The sequence below is a fragment of the Prauserella shujinwangii genome (assembly GCF_003001955.1).
Taxonomy (GTDB): domain Bacteria; phylum Actinomycetota; class Actinomycetes; order Mycobacteriales; family Pseudonocardiaceae; genus Qaidamihabitans; species Qaidamihabitans shujinwangii.
This window is the reverse complement of record NZ_PVNH01000012.1, coordinates 197,456-219,559: the sequence shown is the minus strand read 5'-3', so window position 1 is coordinate 219,559 and position 22,104 is coordinate 197,456. Positions and strand designations below refer to the sequence as shown.

At 72.4% G+C, this 22,104-nt stretch carries 23 protein-coding genes; 8 read left to right on the top strand and 15 right to left on the bottom strand.

Going from position 1 to position 22,104, the window contains the following annotated elements:
* The first annotated feature begins 95 nt into the window (after positions 1–95).
* A complete protein-coding gene (locus B0I33_RS26730) occupies positions 96–1,388 on the top strand; it encodes an amidohydrolase (protein ID WP_106181674.1) in 1,293 nt (430 codons plus the stop codon).
* Between the two features lie 169 nt (positions 1,389–1,557).
* Positions 1,558–2,451: an endonuclease domain-containing protein gene (locus B0I33_RS26725; RefSeq protein ID WP_106181745.1), complete on the top strand. Its 894-nt coding sequence runs from the start codon at positions 1,558–1,560 to the stop codon at positions 2,449–2,451.
* A 72-nt stretch (positions 2,452–2,523) separates the two neighbouring features.
* On the opposite strand, the gene B0I33_RS26720 is transcribed toward B0I33_RS26725, so the two are convergent.
* Positions 2,524–2,976: a gamma-glutamylcyclotransferase family protein gene (locus B0I33_RS26720; protein WP_181193461.1), complete on the bottom strand. Its 453-nt coding sequence runs from the start codon at positions 2,974–2,976 to the stop codon at positions 2,524–2,526.
* A gap of 96 nt (positions 2,977–3,072) precedes the next feature.
* Here B0I33_RS26720 and B0I33_RS26715 point away from each other — a divergent pair, with 96 nt between their 5' ends.
* Both B0I33_RS26715 and B0I33_RS26710 read left to right on the top strand, forming a co-directional pair.
* Positions 3,073–4,473, top strand: coding sequence for an NAD(P)H-quinone dehydrogenase (locus B0I33_RS26715; protein ID WP_106181672.1), 1,401 nt, complete (start codon positions 3,073–3,075; stop codon positions 4,471–4,473).
* Positions 4,474–4,548: 75 nt separating this feature from the next.
* Positions 4,549–5,334: a VOC family protein gene (locus B0I33_RS26710; protein WP_106181670.1), complete on the top strand. Its 786-nt coding sequence runs from the start codon at positions 4,549–4,551 to the stop codon at positions 5,332–5,334.
* Positions 5,335–5,434: 100 nt separating this feature from the next.
* On the opposite strand, the gene glpK is transcribed toward B0I33_RS26710, so the two are convergent.
* Complete coding sequence (gene glpK, locus B0I33_RS26705) at positions 5,435–6,946, bottom strand: glycerol kinase GlpK (RefSeq protein ID WP_106181669.1); 1,512 nt, start codon at positions 6,944–6,946, stop codon at positions 5,435–5,437.
* Between the two features lie 24 nt (positions 6,947–6,970).
* Positions 6,971–7,717 carry an MIP/aquaporin family protein gene (locus B0I33_RS26700; RefSeq protein ID WP_106181667.1) on the bottom strand — a complete coding sequence of 249 codons (747 nt, stop codon included), beginning with the start codon at positions 7,715–7,717 and terminating at the stop codon, positions 6,971–6,973.
* Positions 7,718–7,941: 224 nt separating this feature from the next.
* Here B0I33_RS26700 and glpD point away from each other — a divergent pair, with 224 nt between their 5' ends.
* Positions 7,942–9,687, top strand: coding sequence for a glycerol-3-phosphate dehydrogenase (glpD, locus tag B0I33_RS26695; RefSeq protein WP_245901099.1), 1,746 nt, complete (start codon positions 7,942–7,944; stop codon positions 9,685–9,687).
* A gap of 43 nt (positions 9,688–9,730) precedes the next feature.
* On the opposite strand, the gene B0I33_RS26690 is transcribed toward glpD, so the two are convergent.
* The 5 genes from B0I33_RS26690 to B0I33_RS26670 all read right to left on the bottom strand — a co-directional run bounded on the left by B0I33_RS26690 (position 9,731) and on the right by B0I33_RS26670 (position 14,359).
* The gene (locus B0I33_RS26690) at positions 9,731–11,209 is read right to left on the bottom strand and encodes a class I adenylate-forming enzyme family protein (RefSeq protein WP_106181664.1); all 1,479 of its coding nucleotides are present in this window, start codon (positions 11,207–11,209) and stop codon (positions 9,731–9,733) included.
* Complete coding sequence (locus B0I33_RS26685; RefSeq protein ID WP_106181662.1) at positions 11,206–11,727, bottom strand: GNAT family N-acetyltransferase; 522 nt, start codon at positions 11,725–11,727, stop codon at positions 11,206–11,208. The genes B0I33_RS26690 and B0I33_RS26685 overlap by 4 nt, the downstream gene beginning before the upstream one ends.
* A gap of 14 nt (positions 11,728–11,741) precedes the next feature.
* Positions 11,742–12,155, bottom strand: a complete 414-nt coding sequence (locus B0I33_RS26680) for a DUF1707 SHOCT-like domain-containing protein (protein WP_106181660.1) — start codon at positions 12,153–12,155, stop codon at positions 11,742–11,744.
* Positions 12,156–12,186: 31 nt separating this feature from the next.
* Positions 12,187–13,971 carry an acetyl/propionyl/methylcrotonyl-CoA carboxylase subunit alpha gene (locus tag B0I33_RS26675; RefSeq protein WP_106181659.1) on the bottom strand — a complete coding sequence of 595 codons (1,785 nt, stop codon included), beginning with the start codon at positions 13,969–13,971 and terminating at the stop codon, positions 12,187–12,189.
* Between the two features lie 109 nt (positions 13,972–14,080).
* Entirely contained in the window at positions 14,081–14,359 is a 279-nt protein-coding gene (locus tag B0I33_RS26670; protein WP_106181657.1) for an SAV_915 family protein, read from the bottom strand.
* Positions 14,360–14,424: 65 nt separating this feature from the next.
* Between B0I33_RS26670 and B0I33_RS26665 the strand changes: the two genes are divergently transcribed.
* Positions 14,425–15,135, top strand: a complete 711-nt coding sequence (locus tag B0I33_RS26665; protein ID WP_106181655.1) for a hypothetical protein — start codon at positions 14,425–14,427, stop codon at positions 15,133–15,135.
* Positions 15,136–15,141: 6 nt separating this feature from the next.
* Here the strand turns inward: B0I33_RS26665 and B0I33_RS26660 are convergent, their stop codons facing one another.
* The 7 genes from B0I33_RS26660 to B0I33_RS26630 form a co-directional block, all read right to left on the bottom strand.
* A complete protein-coding gene (locus B0I33_RS26660) occupies positions 15,142–15,993 on the bottom strand; it encodes a hypothetical protein (RefSeq protein WP_219927273.1) in 852 nt (283 codons plus the stop codon).
* Entirely contained in the window at positions 15,980–17,179 is a 1,200-nt protein-coding gene (locus tag B0I33_RS26655; protein ID WP_106181652.1) for a hypothetical protein, read from the bottom strand. Before B0I33_RS26655 ends, B0I33_RS26660 begins: the two co-directional genes overlap by 14 nt.
* A 3-nt stretch (positions 17,180–17,182) precedes the next feature.
* Entirely contained in the window at positions 17,183–17,476 is a 294-nt protein-coding gene (locus B0I33_RS26650) for a hypothetical protein (RefSeq protein WP_146147564.1), read from the bottom strand.
* On the bottom strand, positions 17,469–17,786 hold the full coding sequence (locus B0I33_RS30825; RefSeq protein ID WP_106181648.1) for an SAV_915 family protein: 318 nt from the start codon (positions 17,784–17,786) through the stop codon (positions 17,469–17,471). The genes B0I33_RS26650 and B0I33_RS30825 overlap by 8 nt, the downstream gene beginning before the upstream one ends.
* A 109-nt stretch (positions 17,787–17,895) precedes the next feature.
* A complete protein-coding gene (locus B0I33_RS26640) occupies positions 17,896–18,516 on the bottom strand; it encodes a Maf family protein (protein WP_106181646.1) in 621 nt (206 codons plus the stop codon).
* Positions 18,517–18,623: 107 nt separating this feature from the next.
* Positions 18,624–18,866: an acyl-CoA carboxylase subunit epsilon gene (locus B0I33_RS26635; RefSeq protein ID WP_106181644.1), complete on the bottom strand. Its 243-nt coding sequence runs from the start codon at positions 18,864–18,866 to the stop codon at positions 18,624–18,626.
* Between the two features lie 23 nt (positions 18,867–18,889).
* The gene (locus B0I33_RS26630; RefSeq protein WP_106181643.1) at positions 18,890–20,530 is read right to left on the bottom strand and encodes an acyl-CoA carboxylase subunit beta; all 1,641 of its coding nucleotides are present in this window, start codon (positions 20,528–20,530) and stop codon (positions 18,890–18,892) included.
* Between the two features lie 78 nt (positions 20,531–20,608).
* On the opposite strand from B0I33_RS26630, the gene B0I33_RS26625 reads away from it, so the two are divergent.
* The gene (locus B0I33_RS26625; RefSeq protein ID WP_106181641.1) at positions 20,609–21,430 is read left to right on the top strand and encodes a biotin--[acetyl-CoA-carboxylase] ligase; all 822 of its coding nucleotides are present in this window, start codon (positions 20,609–20,611) and stop codon (positions 21,428–21,430) included.
* Positions 21,431–21,498: 68 nt separating this feature from the next.
* Entirely contained in the window at positions 21,499–22,104 is a 606-nt protein-coding gene (locus tag B0I33_RS26620) for a PH domain-containing protein (RefSeq protein ID WP_106181639.1), read from the top strand.

Here is a 22,104-nt window from a genome sequence, read left to right as displayed (position 1 = left end):
TAGGATCAAATGCGTACGACAATCATCACCCAGCGAGAGACCGCTGTTGCAGCGAGTGCTGCGCGCGTCCCGCTGGGTCCGCGCGGAGGTGCGGAGTGACGATTCTCGATTCACGGCCGGAGCGGCCTGGTGAGCCGAGCGGTGCCACCACGGCCTCGTCGTCCGGCGCGCTGATCTCCGAGACCGGCGTCAGCATGGCATCCGTGCAGGATCTCGGAGCGGGCCGCGGACCGTCCTGGCTCGACGAGTGGCTCCAGGCGCACGCCGCGGACGTGGTGGCGTGGCGCAGGCACATCCACGCCAACCCCGAGCTCGCCCGCCGGGAGTACAAGACGACCGAGCTGGTCGTCACGCTGCTCCGCTCGGCGGGCCTGCGACCGAGGGTCCTGCCGGGCGGCACCGGCGTGCTGTGCGACATCGGCAGCGGGTCGAAGTGCGTGGCCCTGCGGGCCGACATGGACGCGCTGCCGCTCACCGAGGCGACGGGGCTGCCGTTCTCGTCGACCGTGGACGGCGCGGCGCACGCCTGCGGGCACGACCTGCACACGACCGTGCTGCTGGCGGCGGCGCTGGCGCTGAACTCGGCCCCCGAGCTGCCCGGCCGGGTGCGGCTGATCTTCCAGCCCGCCGAGGAGGTCATGCCCGGCGGCGCGCTCGACGCGATCAACGCGGGCGCGCTCGACGGCGTCGACCGGATCTTCGGGCTGCACTGCGACCCGCGCCTCGAGGTGGGCCGGATCGGCACCCGGATCGGTGCGCTGACCTCGGCGGCGGACCTGGTGGAGCTGCGGCTCACCTCGCCCGGCGGGCACACCTCGCGGCCGCACCTGACGGCCGACCTGGTGCACGCGCTGGGCACCGTCATCACGTCGCTGCCGTCCGTGCTGTCCCGGCGGGTGGACCCGCGCTCGGGCACCGTCCTGGTGTGGGGTGCCGTGCACGCAGGCGAGGCCGCCAACGCGGTGCCGCAGGAAGGCCTGCTGCGGGGCACGCTGCGGACCGCCGACCACCAGACGTGGACGATGCTGGAGCCGCTCGTGGCGTCGTCGGTGGACTCGCTGCTGGCGCCCACCGGGGCCGGCTACGAGCTGAACTACCGGCGGGGCGTGCCGCCCGTAGTGAGCGACGAGCAGAGCACGATGCTGATGCGGGCCGGGGTCGAGGCCGCGCTCGGCGCGGAGGCGCTGGCGCCCACCGAGCAGTCGTCCGGCGGTGAGGACTACGGCTGGTACCTGGAGCACGTGCCGGGTGCCTTCGCCCGCCTCGGCGTGTGGCCGGGTGAGGGCGCCAAGCGGGACCTGCACCAGCCGACCTTCGAAGCCGACGAACGCGCCCTGCTCACCGGCGCGCGCGTCATGGTGCACACCGCCCTGGCCGCCCTCACCTAACCCGCGCACGCGTGTCCGCCATCTGTGTACACGTGTCCGCGACGTGCGACGCAGACACGGGTACACAGCTCGCGGACACGACGTGGGCGGTTATCCACAGGATGGGGAGTTGTCCACATTCTGTGGATTGCTGCTGTCCGAGGTGCCGCCGGACCGCAGCCTGGAGTCCATGGACATACCTGGGGATCCCCGTGGGGCGGTGCTGCGGCGCGATGCGGCCGCCGCCATCGGCGAGCGGCCGTTGCGAGCGGCGCTGGCCAACGGCGTACTCACGCAGATCTGGCGCGGTGTCGTCGTCCGGTCCGCGCACGCGCTCGACCTGCGTACCCGTGCGGCGGCCGCGGTGCTGCTCGTCGGACGTCATGCGGTGCTCTCCGGCGCCACGGCCGTCGCCCTGCACGGTTGCGCCGCCGCTGGGGACGTCGCGACGGTGCACGTGACCGTCCCGTACTCCCGGTCGGTGCGGTCCCGGCCCGGGCTGGCGGTGCACCAGAACAGGTTCGCGCCGGGTGACGTGGTGAGCGTCGACGGCCTTCCCGTGTTCGCGCTCGACCTCGCACTGGCCGACTTCCTGTGCGAGGGGACCAAGTCGGTCGCGTTCGCGAGCCTGGACCAGGCGCTGCACCGGTTGCCGGAGGAGGAACGGGACGGGTTCCGGCAGCAGGTGACCGGACGTCTGGCTTGCCGGGACGACCGGCGCGGGGTGGTGCAGGCGTCGATGCTGGCGGAGTTGGCGACCGGCAAGGCCGACTCTCCACCGGAGAGCGAGTTGTTGCTGACCGTGGTCGAAGCCGGATTCCCGGTGCCGACCGCGCAGCATCCGGTGCACACGATCGACGGCAGGCTCCTGTACGTCCTCGACCTCGCGTGGGTGGAACGACGCATCGCGCTGGAGTACGACGGTTATGCCGCGCACGAGGAGCGGGCCGCCTACGACGCCGAGCGGGACGAACGCCTGGCCAGGAGAGGGTGGATCGTCATCCGGGTACGCGCCGAGGACCTGCGGGATCCGTCGCGGGTCTTCACGGAGTTACGGGAAGCGTTCGCCAAGCGCTCGCGGTAGTGTCCGCGTTCTGCGCTCGCGTGTCCGCGTCGCGCGACGCGGACACGCGTACCCAGAACGCGGACACGGCGGCTAGGGGCCGATGCCCTGGCAGGGGCGGGTGCGGAGGTCGTTGACGTAGTCGGCGGGGGCGCCCGCCTTCTCGGCGGCGTCGGCCAGCACCCCGAGGTACCGGGCCGACGGCAGCCCGCCCTCGTAGGCGTCGAGCACGTACAGCCACGCGAGCACGGACCCTTCCATGGTCTGCACGCGCAGCCGGATCTTGTTGTGCAGGCCGAGCTCGCCGCCCTCCCACCGGTCGAGCATCGACTCGTCCAGGTGGGTGACGTCGTAGAGCACCACGAACACCCGCGACGCGGGATCCTCGACGATCGTCGCGAGCGCACCCTCCCAGCTCAGGTCCTCTCCGCCGAAGGTCAGCCGCCAGCCCTCCAGCCAGCCGGTCCCAGCCATCGGCGAGTGCGGGGCACGCTCCTTCATCTGGGCGGGATCCATGTTGGACCCGTACGCGGCATACAGAGGCACGGCCACAGCCTAACGACCACGTCCTCCCCCGAACGGATGCACTCCGCGTGTCCCTGCCTAGAGTGGGTGCAGCGCCGGGATGAGGAGGAAGGTCAGTTGACGAAGATCGTGATCATGGGCGGCGGGCCTGCGGGTTACGAGGCGGCGTTGGTGGCGGCCCAGCACGGGGCGGACGTGACCGTCGTCGAGCGGGACGGCCTCGGCGGTGCCTGCGTCCTCTACGACTGCGTTCCCTCCAAGACCTTCATCGCGTCCACCGGCGCGCGGGCCAGCCTGCACGGCTTCCACGAGCTGGGCATCAACATCGACGTCGACGACACCCGGATCGACCTGAACACCGTGCACGGCCGGGTCCGCGGGCTCGCCCTCGCGCAGTCCGCCGACATCCGGGCCCGCGTGCAGCGCGAGGGCGTGCGGGTGATCAGCGGCACCGCCCGGTTCGACGACGAGGAACCGGGCCTGGCCACCCACAAGGTCGCCGTCACCGGCCCCGGGGCGGACGAGGTGCTCGACGCCGACGTGGTGCTCATCGCCACCGGCGCCACCCCGCGCGTGCTGCCCGGCGCGGTGCCGGACGGCGAGCGCATCCTCGACTGGCGCCACCTCTACGAACTGCCCGAGCTGCCCGAACACCTCGCGGTGATCGGCTCCGGCGTGACCGGCGCCGAGTTCGCGTCGGCCTACACCGAGATGGGCATCAAGGTCACCGTCGTCTCCAGCCGCGACCGCGTGCTCCCGCACGAGGACGCCGACGCCGCCGCCGTGCTGGAGGAGGTCTTCTCCCAGCGCGGTACCGAGGTGGTCAAGCACGCGCGCGCCGACCGTGTCGAGCGCACCGAGAAGGGCGTGCGCATCCACCTGACCGACGGCAGGGAGATCGAGGCCAGCCACGCGCTGATGACGGTCGGCTCCGTGCCGAACACCACCGAGATCGGCCTCGATCGCGTCGGTATCGAGCCCGGTCCCGGCGGGTTCATCACCGTGGACCGGGTCTCCCGCACCAGTGCCCCCGGCGTCTACGCGGCGGGCGACTGCACCGGCGTGATGATGCTCGCCTCGGTCGCCAGCATGCAGGGCCGCATCGCGATGTGGCACGCGCTCGGCGAGGGGGTCGCCCCGATCAAGCTGAAGACGGTGGCCGCGAACGTCTTCACCCACCCGGAGATCGCCACGGTGGGCATCAGCCAGCAGGCGATCGACTCGGGCGAGGTGCCCGCGCGCACGATCATGCTGCCGCTCGCCACCAACGCCCGCGCCAAGATGGAGGGCCTGCGGCAGGGCTTCGTCAAGCTGTTCTGCCGGCCTGCCACCGGCGTCGTCGTCGGCGGCGTCGTGGTGGCGCCGACCGCCAGCGAGCTGATCCTGCCGATCGCGCTGGCCGTGCAGAACCAGCTCACGGTCGAGCATCTCGCGCTGACGTTCTCCGTCTACCCGTCGCTGTCCGGCTCGATCACCGAGGCCGGGCGGCAGCTGATGCGGCACGACGATCTCGACTAGCAGCGCGGGCACTCCCGTTCGCCGGTGCGTGCGGTGACACTGGTCACCTCAGGAACCGAGTCCCCGGAGTGCGACATGACGATCCGTGACACCCCCTGGCCCGACGGTACGCCGTGCTGGGCCGACCTGGTGGCGCCCGACCCGCGCATGGCGATGGACTTCTACGGTGCGCTGTTCGCGTGGGCGTTCGCCGACCAGGGTGATGAGGCGGGCAACTACCTGCTGTGCTCGCTCGGCGGCCGGACCGTGGCCGGGATCGGGAGTGTCCCGCCCGGCCAGGAGGGCATGCCTGCGGCCTGGACGACGTACCTGGCCACGTCCGACGTCGACACGTCCGTGTCCGCGGTCACCGGTGCCCACGGGCAGGTGCTGGTGCCGCCGATGGACGTGCTGTCCGCGGGCCGCATGGCCGTCGCCGCCGATCCGACGGGCGCGGTGTTCGGCCTCTGGCAGGCCGGTGACACCCTCGGCGCCCAGCTGGTGAACGTGCCCGGCGCCATGATCTGGAACGAGTGCATGACCAGGGACGCCGAGACGGCGCGGGACTTCTACCGGGACGTGTTCGGCCACGAGTTCGACGACCTGTCCGCAGGCGGGTTCCGCTACGTCACGGTGCGCGTGCGGGGTGAGGTGGCCGGCGGCCTCGGCGAGCTGCCCGGTGAGGTGCCCGCATCCGTGCCCGCGCACTGGTCGGTCTACTTCGGCGTGTCCGACCCCGACGCCGCGGTCGAGCGGGTCGAGCGGCTGGGCGGCCGCGTGCTGCGCCCGCCCTCGGACACGCCGTTCGGCCGGATGGCGCAGGTGACCGACAACCAGGGTGCCGCGTTCTGCGTGATCTCCACCGAACGGGCCACTGGCTGACCCCGCACCCGGCCGAGAAGGGGGAGCGAGGGAGCTTTACTACCGCCAGACGGGAGTAAAGCTCCCTCGCTCCCCCCTTGGCGGTGGGGGAACGGGTGGTTCAGTCCTCCTCGACCCAGTCGAAGGTGCGGGTGACCGCCTTCTTCCAGTTGCGGTACTGGCTCTCCCTGCGGTCGGGGTCCATCGCCGGGTCCCACTGCTTGTCCTGGGCCCAGTTGGTCCGGATGTCGTCCTCACTCTCCCAGAAGCCCACGGCGAGACCCGCCGCGTAGGCGGCGCCCAGTGCGGTCGTCTCGCTCACCACCGGCCGGATCACCGGCACCCCGAGGATGTCGGCCTGGAACTGCATCAGCAGGTCGTTGGCCACCATGCCACCGTCCACCTTGAGCGACTTGAGCGGAACGCCCGAATCGGCGTTCATCGCGTCGATCACCTCGCGGGTCTGGAACGCCGTCGCCTCGAGCACCGCCCTGGCGAGGTGCCCCTTGTTGACGAACCGGGTGAGGCCGACGATCACCCCGCGCGCGTCCGAGCGCCAGTACGGCGCGAACAGACCGGAGAACGCGGGCACGAAGTACGCGCCGCCGTTGTCCTCGACGGTGCGGGCGTGCTCCTCGATCTCGGCCGCGGACGAGATCATGCCCAGGTTGTCCCGCAGCCACTGCACGAGCGAGCCGGTGACGGCGATCGCGCCCTCCAGCGCGTACACCGGCTCCTGCGAGCCGATCTTGTAGCAGACCGTGGTGAGCAGCCCGTTGCGCGACAGCACCTTCTCCGTGCCCGTGTTGAGCAGCACGAAGTTGCCGGTGCCGTAGGTGTTCTTCGCCTCGCCGGGGGACAGGCACGCCTGGCCGAACGTCGCCGCCTGCTGATCGCCGAGGATGCCCGCGATCGGCACGCCGCCGAGCGCGCCCCGGGCGCGCACGTGGCCGTACTCCTCGGACGACGACCGGATCTCCGGCAGCATCGACAACGGAATGCCCATGTCGGCGGCGATGTCCGGATCCCACGACAGCGTGCCGATGTCCATCAGCAGCGTGCGGGAGGCGTTGGTCGGGTCGGTGACGTGCACCCCGCCGTCCGGGCCGCCGGTCATGTTCCACAGCAGCCACGTGTCCATGTTGCCGAACAGCAGGTCGCCCGCCTCGGCGCGCTGCCGGGCGCCCTCCACATTGTCCAGGATCCACTTGATCTTCGGGCCGGAGAAGTACGTGGCCAGCGGCAGCCCGGTCCGCTCCCGGTAGCGCTCCTGCCCGCCGCCGAGCTCGCCCAGCTCGGTGACGATGCGGTCGGTGCGGGTGTCCTGCCAGACGATCGCGTTGTAGACGGGCTTGCCGGTCGTGCGGTCCCACACCAGCGTCGTCTCGCGCTGGTTGGTGATGCCCACCGCCACGACGTCGCTGGCGTGCAGGTCGGCGTTGGCGAGCGCCCCCGCGGCGGTGGCCCTGGTGTTGGCCCAGATCTCCTCCGCGTCGTGCTCCACCCAGCCGGCCTTGGGGAAGATCTGCTCGTGCTCCCGCTGGTCCACGGCGACCACGCGGCCGGCGTGGTCGAAGATCATGGTCCGCGTCGACGTGGTGCCCTGGTCGATCGCGGCGACGTACGAACTCATGCTTGCTCCCTCGGCGTTGGCGGGTCAGGTCGTGGGCAGGACGAGGTACAGCAGCGCGGCGAGACCACCGCCGACCAGCGGGCCGACGACCGGCACCCACGAGTATCCCCAGTCGGCGCTGCCCTTGCCCCGGATCGGCAGGATGAAGGCGTAGGCGATGCGCGGCCCGAGGTCGCGCGCCGGGTTGATCGCGTAGCCGGTGGGGCCACCGAGCGAGGTGCCGATCACGAGGACGACGAACGCCACGCCCGCGTAGCCGAGGGCGGCGTTGCCGAACACCGGGATGCCGTTCGGGCCCGCCTCGGCGCCCGGGCTCAGCAGGATCCACGCGACCAGCACGAACGTGCCGATGATCTCGGTGACGAGGTTCCACGGCAGGTTCCGGATCTGTGGCCCGGTGGAGAAGATCCCCAGCGTCCCGCCCGGCTCGGGGAAGTCGTCGAACTGCAGCTTGTAGGTCAGCCAGCACAGCACGGCGCCGAGCACGCCGCCCACGAGCTGGCCCGCCATGTAGATCGGGACCTCCGCCCAGTCGAGCTGGCCGGCGACCGCCAGCCCGAACGTGACCGCCGGGTTGATGTGCGCCCCGGTCGGGTTGGCGATGCTGGCGCCGGTGAACACCGCGAACGCCCAGCCGATGTTGATGAACAGGAACCCGTTCCCGGTTCCCAGCGTCTTGCGCAAGACGTGGTTGGCGACGACCGCGGTGCCGAGCAGCACCAGCACCGCCGTACCGAGCATTTCCCAGACGAAGATCTGACCCGCGTTCATGCCTCAGCCCTCCACACTGGACACCCCTTACGCGCAGGTCAGACGCGGCGGGCAGAAGGCTTCGTCGCCGACCCACGGATCTCGAACGCTACTGCCTCGCGGGCGATCGTTCCAGGGACCGGCCGTCGTAATTCGAATCCGGGATGCGGGTGCCGGTGGACGTGTCATCCTGGAGACTGGCCATGTCGGGGCAGGCCGACCACCGTGTCCGGGGAGGATCATTCGTGGCTGCGCAGCGCGTACGGGGAACCGAGGGGCCGAGTCCGGCGCGGCTGGGACCCGAGACCAGGGAGCAGGCGTGGGATCGCCTGGGCACGGAGACCTTCGACATCGTCGTGATCGGCGGCGGCGTGGTCGGTGCCGGAACCGCGCTGGACGCCGCCACCCGCGGGTTGCGGGTGGCGCTCGTCGAGGCCCGCGACCTGGCCTCCGGAACGTCGAGCCGGTCGAGCAAGCTGTTCCACGGCGGCCTGCGGTACCTGGAGCAGCTCGAGTTCGGCCTGGTGCGGGAGGCGCTGCGGGAGCGGGAGCTCATGCTCACCCGGCTCGCGCCGCACCTGGTGAAGCCGGTCAGCTTCCTCTACCCGCTCACCCACCGGGTGTGGGAGCGGCCGTACACCGCGGCCGGGCTGGCGCTGTACGACACGATGGGCGGCGCGCGGTCGGTGCCGGGGCAGAAGCACCTCACCAAGGCCGGGGCGCTGCGGATGGTGCCCGCGCTCAAACGCGACGCCCTCGTCGGCGGCATCCGGTACTACGACGCGCAGGCCGACGACGCCCGGCACACGATGGCGGTCGCGCGGACCGCCGCCCACTACGGTGCCGTCGTGCGAACGTCCACTCAGGTCGTCCAGTTCGTGCGCGAGGCGGACCGCGTCTCCGGGGTCAGGGTGCGCGACGCCGAGGACGGCAGGGAGACGGAGGTCCAGGCCAACGCGGTGATCAACTGCACCGGGGTGTGGACCGACGAGCTGCAGCGGCTGTCCGGCAGCCGGGGCCGGTTCCGCGTGCGGTCGAGCAAGGGCGTTCACATCGTCGTTCCCCGTGACCGGATCGTCTCCGAGTCGGGGCTGATCCTGCGGACCGAGAAGTCGGTGCTGTTCGTGATCCCGTGGCGCAACCACTGGATCATCGGGACCACCGACACCGACTGGCACCTCGACCTGGCGCACCCCGCGGCGACCCGGTCGGACATCGACTACCTCCTCGACCACGTCAACGCGGTGCTCGCGACACCGCTGACCCACGACGACATCGAGGGCGTCTACGCGGGCCTGCGGCCGCTGCTGGCCGGGGAGAGCGAGGAGACGTCCAAGCTGTCGCGCGAGCACGCCGTCGCCCGGGTCGCGCCGGGCCTGGTCGCGATCGCGGGGGGCAAGTACACGACCTACCGGGTGATGGCGGCCGACGCCGTGGACGCCGCCGCGGTGGACCTGCCGGCGCGGGCGCAGTCGTCGATCACCGACAAGGTGCCGCTGCTGGGCGCGGACGGCTACCACGCGCTGGTGAACCAGGCCGACCACCTCGCCGCCGCGCACGGGCTGCACCCCTACCGCGTGCGGCACCTGCTGGACCGCTACGGCTCGCAGGTGCGCGAGGTCCTCGCGCTGGCCGAGGGGCGGCACGAGCTGCTGCGGCCGCTGGAGCACGCCCCCGACTACCTGCGGGTGGAGGCGATGTACGCGGCGAGCCACGAGGGCGCCCTGCACCTGGAGGACGTGCTGGCGCGGCGCACCCGCATCTCGATCGAGTACCCGCACCGCGGCGTCGACTGCGCCGAGCAGGTCGCCGAGCTGATGGGGGAGGTGCTGGGCTGGTCGCCCGAGACGAGGGCCCGTGAGGTGGACGTCTACCGGGCGCGCGTGGAGGCCGAGCGGGAGTCGCAGAGCCAGCCGAGCGACGAAGCGGCCGACGCCAGCCGCGCGGCCGCCCCCGAGGCGCGCCCGAAGCTGGTCGCCTCCGTGTCGTGAGTGAGCAACGTCGTTCCCACCACGTTGTCCACACACGAGCCGGTCAGGCGATGCCGCGGGAGTGGCCCGCCCAGTGCGGGGCCCGCAGCGCCTGCTTGTCCACCTTGCCGATGTCGGTCAGCGGCAGCGCACCGGCGAACTCGATCCTCGCCGGCACCGGATGGTCCTGGTCGAGCAGCGCCCGCACGTGCGCGCGCAGAACGTCCTCGCCGGGGCCGCCCGGGTCGGCGACCACCACGGCGTGCACGCGCTCGCCCTCGCCGTCCGGGCCCGGCACCCCGAACACCGCGGCCTGCCGCACGCCGGGATGGCCGGTGAGCGCGTCCTCGACCACGGTGGAGTAGACCTTCGTGCCGTGCTCCCCGGTGACGATCACGTCGTGCAGGCGGTCGAGCAGGTACAGGTAGCCGTCGGCGTCGAACCGGCCGACGTCGCCGGTGCGCAGCCAGCCACCGGTGAACGCGCGCCGGGTGAGGTCGGGCCTGCCGACGTAGCCCTCCATCAGGGCGAGGCCGCGGACGAGCACCTCGCCGACCGCACCATCCCCGGCGCCGTCGGCACCGTCGATGCGGGCCTCCATGCCGGGCACGATCCGGCCGACGGAATCGTGCCGTCCGGGGTGTCCCGCGTAGTCCTCCGCGGAGATGCTCGCGATCATCGGCGCCTCGGTGAGCCCGTAGCCCTGCCCGACCACGGGGCCGAACGCGGCGAGCGCCTGCCGCAGTCGTCGTGACGGCAGCGGGCTCGCGCCGAGGGACAGCCGCCGCACGCTGGCGGTGTCCGTGTCGGCGAGCGCGGGGTGGTCGAGCAGCCGGGCCAGGCGGGGCGGGGTGAGCGAGAGGTGGGTGACCCGCTGCCCGCCGATCGCGGCCAGCACCGCCTCGGGATCGAAACCGTCGTGCAGCACCACCGTGTCCCCGCAGAGCAGGGCGCCGAGCACGGCGCAGTTCCCGGTCAGGTGCGTCACCGGCGACACCACGAGTGTCCGGTTCGGACCATCCGGATCAGGCCGGAAGATGTGCGCCATGCCGTCGTAGATGCCGCGGTGCCCGATCAGCTTGGGCGCGCCGGTCGTGCCGCCGGAGAGGAAGACGGCGTGCACGGAGGCGGGTGGCCGCGGCGGCGCGGGCGTGCCGGGTCCGGACCCGGTGAGCGGCAGGACGCGGGGGACACCGTCCCGTGCCGGGTCGCCGAGACCGGGGTCGGCGAGCAGCACGGTGACGCCGGCCGCGGTCAGCGCGGCGCGCCGGTCGGGTGCGGTGGCCGAGGCGCCGACCAGCAGGACGCTCGCCCCGCGCAGCTGGGCCGCGAGCTGGGCGAGGACCGTCTCCGGCCGGTTGCCGCCGCGGACGGCCACGACGTCGCCGGGTCCCACGCCCTCGGCCGCCAGCGCACCGTGCAGCCGGAACAGGGCGCGGTACGCCGCGCGGTAGCTGGTGACCGTGCCGCCGTGCCGGAACGCGGGACGGTCGCCACCCGCGCGCAGGCCGTCGAGCAGCCGGCTGAGGAACGCGCTCGTCACGGCACCTGGTCCGCCGTGCGCAGCCACACCTCGTCGGCCGGGTCGGCGGAACCGGCGTGCCGGAACCCGCACCGCGCGGCGACGGTGGCCGACGCGCGGTTGTCGCGGTGATGCCGGTAGCGCACCTCCCGCAGGCCGAGACCGCCGAACCCGAAGCGCAGCGCCGCCTCCACGGCGGCCACCGCGACGCCCCGGCCCCGCGCGGGCGGAGCCACCCACACCGACGCCTCGGCGGTCCCGGCGCCGGGGTCGAGGTCCTTCAGTCCCACCTCGCCGAGCAGGTCGCCGGTGGTGGGTTCCGCGACGGCCCAGGAGCAGCGCCGCCCCCTGGCCCATTCGGCAGCGCGCAGGGCGACGTAGTCACCGGCGTCGGCGAGGGTGCCGAGCGAGACGGTCACGAACCGGCGCATCTCCGGGTCGGCGAACGCCGCCACCAGCGCGGGCCGGTCGTCCATGCGGTCGTCGGCGCGCAGTTGGCGCAGGTAGTAGCCGCCCGCGTTGATCTCCACGGGGTCCATCGGCGCCACTCTAGTCAGCGGCGGGGACGCCGGTTGCCGAGTGACCCGGCGAGCAGGGCCACGACCACGGGGATGAGGAACACGAAGATCATGCCGCGCAGCACCGTGAGGAACAGCACCAGCGCGACGATCGCGGCGATCGGCACCGCGCTCGACGCGAGCCGCCGCTGCCACGTCACGGGCGGCGCCGGTGCCGCGCCCTGCGGCGGCAGCCGCCGCAGGGTGCGCAGCACGCTCGGGCGTGGCTCCGGCAGGTCGGCGAACAGCGGTTCGAGGTCGCGGCGGACCTTCGCCGCGCTCGCGCGTGCGGAGCGCTCGTCGAAGTCGACGATGTCGAGCCGGCCCGTGCGCACGTGCTCGGACAGCGCGTCCAGGGCTTCCTGCCGCTCAGCGTCGCTGAGTCGGAACTCCGGTCTGTCGACGCCCACGTCCCCATCGTACGTGGGCCCGGCCGGGACCTCAGTCCTTGATCTCCAGCAGCACGGCGCCCTGGCTGACGGAGGAGCCGGTCTCCACGGCGAGGCCCGTGACGGTGCCCGCCTTGTGTGCGGTGACCGGGTTCTCCATCTTCATGGCCTCCAGCACCACGATCAGCTCACCGGCCTCGACGTGCTGGCCGTCCTCCACGGCGACCTTCACGATCGTGCCCTGCATCGGCGCGGTCACGGCGTCGCCGCTGACGGCGGTCTTGCCGCCGCTACCGCGCTTGCGGGGCTTGGCCTTCGCCGCGCCGCCGCCGTTGCCGCCGCCGAGCGCCAGGTCCCCCGGCAGGGAGACCTCGAGCCTGCGGCCACCGACCTCGACGACCACCGTCTGCCTCGGCGCGGCCTCCTGCTCGGCCGCCGAGGACTCCGCGGGCGCGGTGAACGGCTCGATCGTGTTGTCGAACTCGGTCTCGATCCAGCGCGTGTGCACCGAGAAGCCGGAGTCGTCGCCGACGAAGGCCGGGTCGCGCAGGATCGCGCGGTGGAAGGGCAGGACGGTCGCGAGGCCCTCGGCGACCATCTCGTCCAGCGCGCGGCGGCTGCGTTCGATGGCCTGCCGGCGGTCGGCGCCGGTGACGATCACCTTGGCCAGCATCGAGTCGAACTGGCCGCCGATCACGCTGCCCGTCTCCACGCCGGAGTCGACGCGGACGCCGGGACCCTCCGGGAACACGAGCCGGGTGACGGTGCCGGGCGCGGGCAGGAAGTTGCGGCCCGCGTCCTCGCCGTTGATCCGGAACTCGATGGAGTGCCCGCGCGGCACCGGGTCCTCGGTGAACGGCAGCGTGCCGCCCTCGGCGATCCGGAACTGCTCGCGGACCAGGTCGATGCCCGTGGTCTCCTCGGACACCGGGTGTTCCACCTGCAGCCGGGTGTTGACCTCGAGGAACGAGATCGTGCCGTCCTCGCCGACCAGGTACTCGACGGTGCCCGCGCCGGAGTAGCCCGCCTCCTTGCAGATCGCCTTCGCGGAGGCGTGGATGGTGGCGCGCTGCTCGTCGGTGAGGAACGGGGCGGGCGCCTCCTCGACGAGCTTCTGGTGCCGCCGCTGCAGCGAGCAGTCCCGGGTGCCGACGACGACCACGTTGCCGTGCTTGTCGGCGAGGACCTGGGCCTCGACGTGCCGCGGCCGGTCGAGGTAGCGCTCGACGAAGCACTCACCACGGCCGAACGCGGCCACCGCCTCGCGGGTGGCGGACTCGAACAGCTCGGGGATCTCCTCCAGCGTGCGGGCGACCTTCAGGCCGCGTCCGCCGCCGCCGAACGCGGCCTTGATGGCGACGGGCAGGCCGTGCTCCCGTGCGAACGCGACGATCTCGTCGGCGTTCTTCGCCGGGTCCTTCGTTCCCGGCACGAGCGGGGCGCCCGCCTTCAGCGCGATGTGCCGGGCGGTGACCTTGTCGCCGAGGTCGCGGATGGCCTGCGGGCTGGGGCCGATCCAGGTGAGGCCCGCGTCGAGCACGGCCTGGGCGAAGTCGGCGTTCTCGGAGAGGAAGCCGTAGCCGGGGTGCACGGAGTCGGCGCCGGACCGCGCGGCCGCGTCGAGCAGCTTCTCGAACACCAGGTAGCTGTCGGCCGCCGTGGTGCCGCCGAGCGCGAACGCCTCGTCGGCCATGCGCACGTGCGGGGCGTCCCGGTCGGGGTCGGCGTAGACGGCGACGCTCGACAGTCCCGCATCCCTGGCGGCTCTGATCACGCGGACGGCGATCTCGCCACGGTTGGCGACGAGCACCTTCGTGACGCTGGCTGCTTCGGGCACCCCTATCTCCTCCTCGCTCGCGCTGCGGAGCCACCGGTGCGCCAGGCGGCGCTCCTGCGGGCCTCGAAGCAGTCTACGAGCAGCGATGAGGCTCGTGGTGAGAGGAGGCTCACGCCCGGGAGCCGGTGTGCCGCAGCTCGTCCGGGATGAACCCGTCGAGCATGATCACGTCGTAGGGCTGCGCCTCGTAGATCTTGTCCAGGTGCTCGGTGCGCACCATCACCCACGGCTGGTGCTCGCCGCAGCCGTAGACGAGACGGTCGACGGCGGAGAACGCGATGAGCGCGACCCGGCCGTCCTCGGTGCGCCGCAGCTCGACGTTGGTCTGCTCGCCCGAGGCGTCGCTGGTGGGCAGGTACAGGACTGGGGGAAGGCTGGGATTCGTCACCCTCCCAACATAGACGTGCGCTCTCCGCCATCTCCCTTACGCTCTGCATCGCGAGGGAGGTGACGATGACGGGGACGACGGCGCCGCGGCCCGTGGTGGTGACCGCGGTGCTCGCCGCGCTGGTCACCGCGGGTGCGCTCGTCGCCGCCGCCGTCCTGCGGCCCGGTGCCGGCCCGGCCGCGGGCAGCGGGCCCGGCGCGGAGGTGTCGGCCGGGCCCGCGGCGGGCGACGGCTGCGGGGCCGCGCCGTGCCAGGTGCTCGACACGGCGTCCGTCGGCGGGATGACAGTCGAGCTGCTCGCCGACGGCGAGGGCGGGTCTGGGCGCCTGCGCGCGGGCGGGCCGACGAACGGCATCACCGCCGAGACCTCGATCACCGCCATGGGGGCCCGGCTCGGTCCCGGATCGCTGGACTGCGTGGACGCGGCGGAGCCGGTGTGCCTCGTGCGGGGCCCGCTGGACGGCGGGATCGTCGGCGAGGTGCTGGTGTGGCGGGGCGACAGCTGGCGTGCCGCCGAGCGGCCGTACTTCTCCGACGTGGGCGCGATCGTGCTGGACACCGTGTCGGGCGACGAGGTGCCCGAGATCATCGTGGTGCGGCACGAATGCGCCGGCGTCGAGTCGGCGGCGGACTGCGGGCAGACGCCGGTGCTGGCCGAGGTGTTCGACCTGCGGGGCGAGCGGCTGGGCTGCACCTACCAGTACGAGTCGCCGGGGGAGCTGCGCGGCTGGCCCCGGGTGGAGCTGGTCGACTCCGACCTGCGGGAGTGCCCCTGAGCCCGGTCAGCCGAACGCCGCGGCTCGGGCCCGCCGCACCGCGGCCTCCGTGCCCAGCTCCGCCCTGGCGTCCGCGTGCTCGAGGTAGTAGCCGAGCAGGTGGTAGACGATCACCGGGTCGGCGGAGAGAAACTTGCCGGGGATGACGATCATCGGCACCTCCCGTTCGCCCCGGCGCGTTCCCGGCAGCCGGTCCTGCCGCCACAGCCTGGTGATCTGCCGGCGCCGCCATGCCGCGTTGTCCGTCGCGCGCACCACGACGACCGGGCAGTCGCGGTAGGTGGGGTAGATCCCGACGACGTCCTGCCAGCGCAGGAACGACTCGAAGGTCCAGCCGCGCTGGTGAATGCCCTCGGGGGTCAGCAGCACCCTGCCCCGCGCGAACCTGCCGGTGGCCATGAGCGCGGGGAACGACGCGAACACGGCTGCCAGCGCGGCGAACAGGTAGCCGCTGTTGGCGTAGCCCGTACCGGGCACGGTCAGCGCGTGCCCGGCGGCAGTGGCGAAGAGCAGTGCGATCGCGGTCATGAGCGCCCCGTAACCCCGGTACAGGCTCGCGGAGTAGGGGATCTCCAGCCCCGCCCTTCCGTCGTCCGTACCGCGGCTGCCGATCGAGTCCGTGCTGGTGTGCCCGCGGAACCTCGTCTCGTAGCCGACCCAGAGGACGAGCAGCGCGATCACCGCGAGGGCCAGGCTGTACCCGCCCGTTGCCTGTCGGCCGTTCCGGAAGTAGTACAGCGCGAGCGCGACCGGCACCAGCACCAGCACGACGGCGACGAAGGCAAACGCGGCGACAACGGCAGGCCGGGTCGACCGCGGCCACTCGGCAGGTCTGGGCACCGTGTCAGAAGATGGCATCCCAGGCCTCTTTCACTCCACCAGCGACCGCGCTGGCGGCATCGCCAATGCCGTCGCCGACGACCTCAAGGGTGTCGGTCACCGCTTTGGCTCCGTCGTCGATCGCTTGACCCACGGCGCCGATTCCGTTCTCGTACAGTGAGTCGACCATTCCGGACGTGAACACTCCGACACCGGCACCAATGACAGCGCCGACGGCCGTGCCGACAGGGCCTCCGATCACGGTGCCGACAGCGGCGCCGGCACCCACGGAGGCGGCGAATCCGGCTCCACCCGAGACGATGGCCTGGTCGACCGGCTTTCCGTGAGCGATGTCGTAGGCGATTCCGCCCACCGCGAGCGCGCCACCGAGCCGGAGCCCGGAGACCTTCGCCCTGCTGGTGGCCCTCGTGGCGTCGTCGGTGAGCGCGGCCGAGGCACGGGTGCTCGCCTGCGCGCGATCGAGTTGCGTGTAGAAGCCTTTGTGGTCGAGAACCACGTCTCCGTAGGCGCGCACGTGGCGCAGGGCCTGCGCGGCGTCGTCGGCGTAGTTCCGTGCTCCTTCGAGCAGAAAGGAGCTGTATCTGGCTCCCGCCGCGGCCGCGATGGTGTTACCCGCAACATCGCTGACGGTGAGCCAGGCCTTCGGACCGACGCTGTTGGCCTCGGCGGCGATCGTCTCGACGCTGCCCTGCCATGCCCGCCGCACGGCGTCCGCGTCGTTCCGCGCCTGTTCGTACGCGCTGACCCGCGCGTCGTGAGCCTGCTGTGCCCGTACGGCGTCGTGATAGGCCTGCATCGCTTCGGGCGTTGCCGCATCGCCGGTCGGTTGCGGGCCTGGCGCCCCCGGGGCGGGGCCCGGGTCGTGGATCATGCTCCTGTCCACCGTCAGCCCGGCTTCCGATGCCTCGCCGCGGATCCGCTCCATCTCCGCCTTGGCCCGTCGCGGGTCGGCGGCGAGCTCGTCGAACTTTTGTGCCATCTTCCGCGCCGTACCGGCGAACTCGTCCGTGAGCTGGGCACCCTGTGTCATCCGGTCGCGGAACACCTCGGCCGCGGGGCCGTGCCAGCCGGCGTCGGCGTTGTTGCGGGCGTCGTAGATCTTGCTCGCCGTGTCGGTGACGCGGCTGGCAAGGGCATCCCGTACCCACGCCGCGACCTCGGTCACGCTCGCCGGGTCGCCTTCGATCCTGGTGTCGATCGGCACGGCTCACCGTCCTCCCGAGGCGCGGACGGCCTCGCCCGCCGACGTTTCGGTCTCCGTGTACGCGCGGCCGCCGTCGGCGACGGCGGCCCCCGCGGCCCGGGTGCCGATCACCAGCTGACCCGCACTGTCGGCCAGCTTGGCGAGGATCGCGGCGACAGCCGCACGCGCGTCGCCGGCATCCGGCGCCGGAGGAGCGGTGGTGCCGATCTCGTCGAGTCGGTCGGCCGCGGTACGCAGTGTGCCGGCGATGCCGTCGATCACCCCGGGGTCGGCGCGGAAGCCACCTCCTTCAGGCATCGGGGGCTCCCTGGGCGGCGTGCCGGTGTTCCGGCGGGATGATGACGTCGAGGAGGATCAGGTCATAGGGCTGGGCCTGGCGGATGTCCTCGAGAACCGGGGTGGGCACCACCATCCATGGCTGGTCGTCGCCGCAGCAGTAGTGGAGCCGGTCGAGGGCCGAATAGACCATGAGCGCCATCCGTCCGTCCCGTGTTCGCCGCAGTTCCACCACGGCGTCCGCGGGACTGCTGACGTGGGTCGTGCAGGGCAGATACACCACAGGCGGAAACTCCGGTGGTACCGGTCTGGGCGACGCTGTGGAGTTCATGCGCGGTCTCCCTCCGCGAACCAGGCTGCGTCGGACGTGGCTGGGACGAGTGTCGTGGCGGGGCCGGTTCCGCGCAATTCCGCTGGTGAGGGAAAGCTGCCGAGGGGGGTCAGGACCGCCAGAGGTCGGTGACGCGGATCCCGACCTCGGCCAGCAGGCGCCGGGTCAGCGGGAGGCTGATGCCGATCACGCTGGACGGGTCGCCGTCGACCCCCTCGACGAACCAGCCGCCGAAGCCGTCCAGGGTGAACGCGCCCGCCACGCCGAGCGGTTCGCCGGTGGCGAGGTAGGCGTCCAGCTCGTCCGGGTCGGGGTCGGCGAACCGGACGCGCGTGCGCTGGCTGCCGGTGGCCTCGCGGGTGCGGCGGCCGCCGTCGAGCCGGAGCACCGCGTGCCCGGTGAGCAGGTCCCCGCTGCCGCCCGCCATCGCCGCCCAGCGCTTGCGGGCGATCTCGGCCGTGCCGGGTTTGCCGACCATCTCGCCGCCGATCGACAGCATCGAGTCGCAGCCGACGACGACGGCGTCGTGCCCGCCGTCGGCGATCGTGTCCGCGACGGCGGCGGCCTTGGCGGCGGCGAGCGCGGTCACCAGCTCCGCCGGGCTCGGATCGGCCAGCCCGGCGGCGACGGCGTCCTCGTCGACACCGGACACCACGACGCTGGGATCGATGCCCGCCGCGCGCAGCACGGCGAGCCGGGCGGGCGAGGCGGAGGCGAGCACGAAACGCACGCCGCGAAGGCTACCGCGTGCGGTGAAGGCCACCCTGCGTGCGTTCAACGCAGTGAAGGTGGCCTTCACTGCCCCACCTGGGGGTGGGGTGGGGGTGGGGTGGGGTGTTAGGTGCCGGGGAGGTGGGAGTAGCGCCACGCGCCCTCGCCGGGGCGGGGCAGCGGGCGCATCCGGGCGGCGGGGTCGCCCCAGCGGGACCGGCGCACCGGCCGCTGGTCGCCGTTCCCCGCCGTGGACGCCGCGGAGGCCAGCCCGGCCACCACCGCCGCGAGGGCGGCGAGCTCGGTGTCGTCCGGCTCGCCGCGCACCACCCGTAGCAGCGGCGGAGCGGGGGAACGATCGTCGGTCATGGGAACCCTTCGTCGCGGGACGGTCAGAGGGGGATGTTGCCGTGCTTCTTCGGCGGCAGGGTCTCGCGCTTGTCCCGCAGCATCCGCAGCGCCCGCGCCACGTAACCGCGGGTGTGCGCGGGCGGGATCACGCCGTCGACGTAACCCCGCTCGGCGGCCACGTACGGGTTGCACAGCGTGTCCTCGTACTCCTGGATCAGCTCCGCCCGCAGCGACTCGACGTCCTTGCCCTCCTCGGCGGCGGTGGCGAGCGTCTTGCGGTGCACGATGTTCGCCGCGCCCTGCGCGCCCATCACCGCGATCTGCGCGGTCGGCCACGCGACGTTGACGTCGGCGCCGAGGTGCTTGGAGCCCATCACGTCGTACGCGCCGCCGTACGCCTTGCGGGTGATCACCGTGACCAGCGGCACCGTCGCCTCCGCGTAGGCGTAGATCAGCTTCGCGCCGCGCCGGATGATGCCGTTCCACTCCTGGTCGGTCCCCGGCAGGAAGCCCGGCACGTCGACGAAGGTCAGCACCGGCACGTTGAACGCGTCGCACGTGCGGACGAACCGCGCCGCCTTCTCCGAGGCGTCGATGTCGAGGCAGCCCGCGAACTGCGTGGGCTGGTTGGCCACGATGCCGACGCTGTGCCCGTCCACCCGGCCGAAGCCGACGATCACGTTCGGCGCGAACAGCTCCTGCACCTCGAGGAACTCGCCCTCGTCCACGACGCGGTTGATGACCTCGTGCATGTCGTAGGGCTGGTTCGGCGAGTCCGGGATGAGCGTGTCGAGCTCCCGGTCGGTGTCGGTGACCCCGTCCGGAATGGACTCACCCGTGGGCTCGGGGGCCTCGAACACCGGGGGCTCGGACAGGTTGTTGCCCGGCAGGAACGACAGCAGCTCCTTGACGTAGGAGATGGCGTCCTCCTCGTCGGAGCCGAGGTAGTGCGCGTTGCCGGACTTGGTGTTGTGCGTGCGGCCGCCGCCGAGGTCCTCGAACGTGACCTCCTCGCCGGTGACGGTCTTGATCACGTCCGGCCCGGTGATGAACATGTGTGAGGTCTGGTCGACCATCACCACGAAGTCGGTGAGCGCGGGGGAGTACACGTGCCCGCCCGCGTTGGCGCCCATGATCAGCGAGATCTGCGGGACCACTCCGGAGGCCTTCACGTTGCGCGTGAAGATCTCGCCGTAGAGGCCGAGCGAGACCACGCCCTCCTGGATCCGGGCACCGCCGCCCTCGTTGATGCCGATGATCGGGCGGCCGGTCTTGATCGCCAGGTCCATCACCTTGACGATCTTCTCGCCGTACACCTCGCCGAGTGAGCCGCCGAAGACCGTCACGTCCTGGCTGAACACGCACACGGGGCGGCCGTCGACGGTGCCGTACCCGGTGACGACGCCGTCGCCGTAGGGCCGGTTGCGGTCCTGGCCGAAGTTGGTCGAGCGGTGCCGGGCCAGCTCGTCGAGCTCGACGAACGAACCGGGGTCCAGCAGCAGGTCGATGCGCTCGCGAGCGGTCTTCTTGCCCTTCGCGTGCTGCCGTTCGACCGCCCGCGCCGAGCCCGCGTGCACCGCCTCGTCGTACCGGCGGTACAGGTCGGCGAGCTTGCCGGCCGTGGTGTGGATGTCCGGCTCTTCTGCGGGAGGCGTCCCGATCGGCTCCGTCGCGCTGCTCATGAAATGGGAGCCTAACCACCGTGCAGGGGGGTCCGCTTGTGGCGTAGGCAACGTCGGCCCTGTTCTAGGGTGTGGCGCATGCCTTCCCTCGACGCCGCCCGACTGCGTGCGGAACTGGTGCGGCCCACGGGGCCCTACGCCGCGCTCGACGTCGTGGCCAGCACCGGATCCACCAACGCCGACCTGCGTGAGGCCGTCACCGAGGGGGCGGCCGACCGCACGGTGCTGATCGCCGAGCAGCAGACCGCCGGGCTCGGCAGGCGGGGCCGGATGTGGGTGTCGCCGCCGGACACCGGCCTGTACCTCAGCGTGCTGCTGCGGCCCGAGCGGGTGCCCTTCTCCGGGTACGGCTCGCTGGCCGTCGCGGCGGGCCTCGCGGTGGTCGACACGGCCACCGAGCTGGGTGCGCGGGTGGTGCTGAAATGGCCGAACGACGTGCTGGCCAGGGACGGCAGGGGCAAGTGCGCCGGGATACTGGCCGAGGCGGTGGCGAGCGACGAGAACGCCGTGGTGCTCGGCCTCGGCGTGAACGTGCGCCGGGCCCGCGAACCGGTGCGGCCGGGTCCCGGCTCCCTGCCCGCGGTCTCGCTCGCCGAGCTGGGCGCGCGGGTCACCGACCGCACCAAGGTGGCGCGGCTGCTGCTCGCCTCGCTGCACGCCAGGGAGAAGCGCTGGCGGGCGGCCCGCGGCGACCTGGCCGCGGCGGGGCTGCTGGCCGACTACCGCGCGCACTGCGCCACGCTGGGCCAGGAGGTCAAGGTCACCGTGGCCGGGGCGAAGGCGCTCGTCGGCCGCGCGGTCGACGTCGACGAGGCCGGGGCGCTGGTCCTCGACACCACGAGCGGCAGGCGCACGGTGTTCGCGGGTGACGTCACGCACCTGCGCCCCGCCGTCGAATAGCCCGGTCGGGGACGGGACCGCGCGGTACGGTGAGCACCTCGTCAAGGACTAGCCCGGGGAGCGTTCGCGTGGCCTATCCGAGGGACCTGCTCGGCGCCGACGAGCACGTCGTCGTGCACCGGCATCCGCACTTCAAGATGCTCGTCCTTCCCGTGTTCACCCTCGTCGTGACGCTCGGCCTGGGGAGCTGGCTGGCGGTGCTGGCGAGCGACCTGCAGGCGCCGTGGGACCTGGTCGCGCTGGTCGCGATCGGCGTGGTGGCGCTGGTGCTGCTCGCCTGGCTGGTGCTGGCGCCGTTCGTGCGCTGGCGGACCACCCACTTCATCGTCACCACCGACCGCGTGATCGTCCGGGAGGGTGTGCTGCGGCGCACCGGCATCGACATCCCGATGGCGAGGATCAACAGCGTGCAGTTCGAGCACGGACTGTGGGACCGGGTGTTCGGCTGCGGCACCCTGGTCATCGAGTCGGCGGCCGACGAGCCGCTGCGGTTCGACGACATCCCCGGCGTCGAGCGGGTGCACTCGATGCTCTACCGCCAGGTCAATGTCCAGGCCGACAATCCGCACGACGACCGGGACGAGGTCGACGATGTCGACGACTTCGACGATCTCGAACCCGGACCGCGCGAGCCGGGGGAGGAGAACCCGCGGCCACGAGGACGGAGGCGCTGA

Bases quoted from the DNA above. Each gene is read 5' to 3' on its own strand.
- B0I33_RS26725 (WP_106181745.1), top strand. From the start codon at position 1,558: ATGGACATACCTGGGGATCCCCGTGGGGCGGTGCTGCGGCGCGATGCG.
- B0I33_RS26710 (WP_106181670.1), top strand. From the start codon at position 4,549: ATGACGATCCGTGACACCCCCTGGCCCGACGGTACGCCGTGCTGGGCC.
- glpK (WP_106181669.1), bottom strand. From the start codon at position 6,946: ATGAGTTCGTACGTCGCCGCGATCGACCAGGGCACCACGTCGACGCGG.
- B0I33_RS26700 (WP_106181667.1), bottom strand. From the start codon at position 7,717: ATGAACGCGGGTCAGATCTTCGTCTGGGAAATGCTCGGTACGGCGGTG.
- B0I33_RS26685 (WP_106181662.1), bottom strand. From the start codon at position 11,727: ATGGACCCCGTGGAGATCAACGCGGGCGGCTACTACCTGCGCCAACTG.
- B0I33_RS26665 (WP_106181655.1), top strand. From the start codon at position 14,425: ATGACGGGGACGACGGCGCCGCGGCCCGTGGTGGTGACCGCGGTGCTC.
- B0I33_RS26660 (WP_219927273.1), bottom strand. From the start codon at position 15,993: ATGCCATCTTCTGACACGGTGCCCAGACCTGCCGAGTGGCCGCGGTCG.
- B0I33_RS26650 (WP_146147564.1), bottom strand. From the start codon at position 17,476: ATGCCTGAAGGAGGTGGCTTCCGCGCCGACCCCGGGGTGATCGACGGC.
- B0I33_RS30825 (WP_106181648.1), bottom strand. From the start codon at position 17,786: ATGAACTCCACAGCGTCGCCCAGACCGGTACCACCGGAGTTTCCGCCT.
- B0I33_RS26635 (WP_106181644.1), bottom strand. From the start codon at position 18,866: ATGACCGACGATCGTTCCCCCGCTCCGCCGCTGCTACGGGTGGTGCGC.
- B0I33_RS26630 (WP_106181643.1), bottom strand. From the start codon at position 20,530: ATGAGCAGCGCGACGGAGCCGATCGGGACGCCTCCCGCAGAAGAGCCG.
- B0I33_RS26625 (WP_106181641.1), top strand. From the start codon at position 20,609: ATGCCTTCCCTCGACGCCGCCCGACTGCGTGCGGAACTGGTGCGGCCC.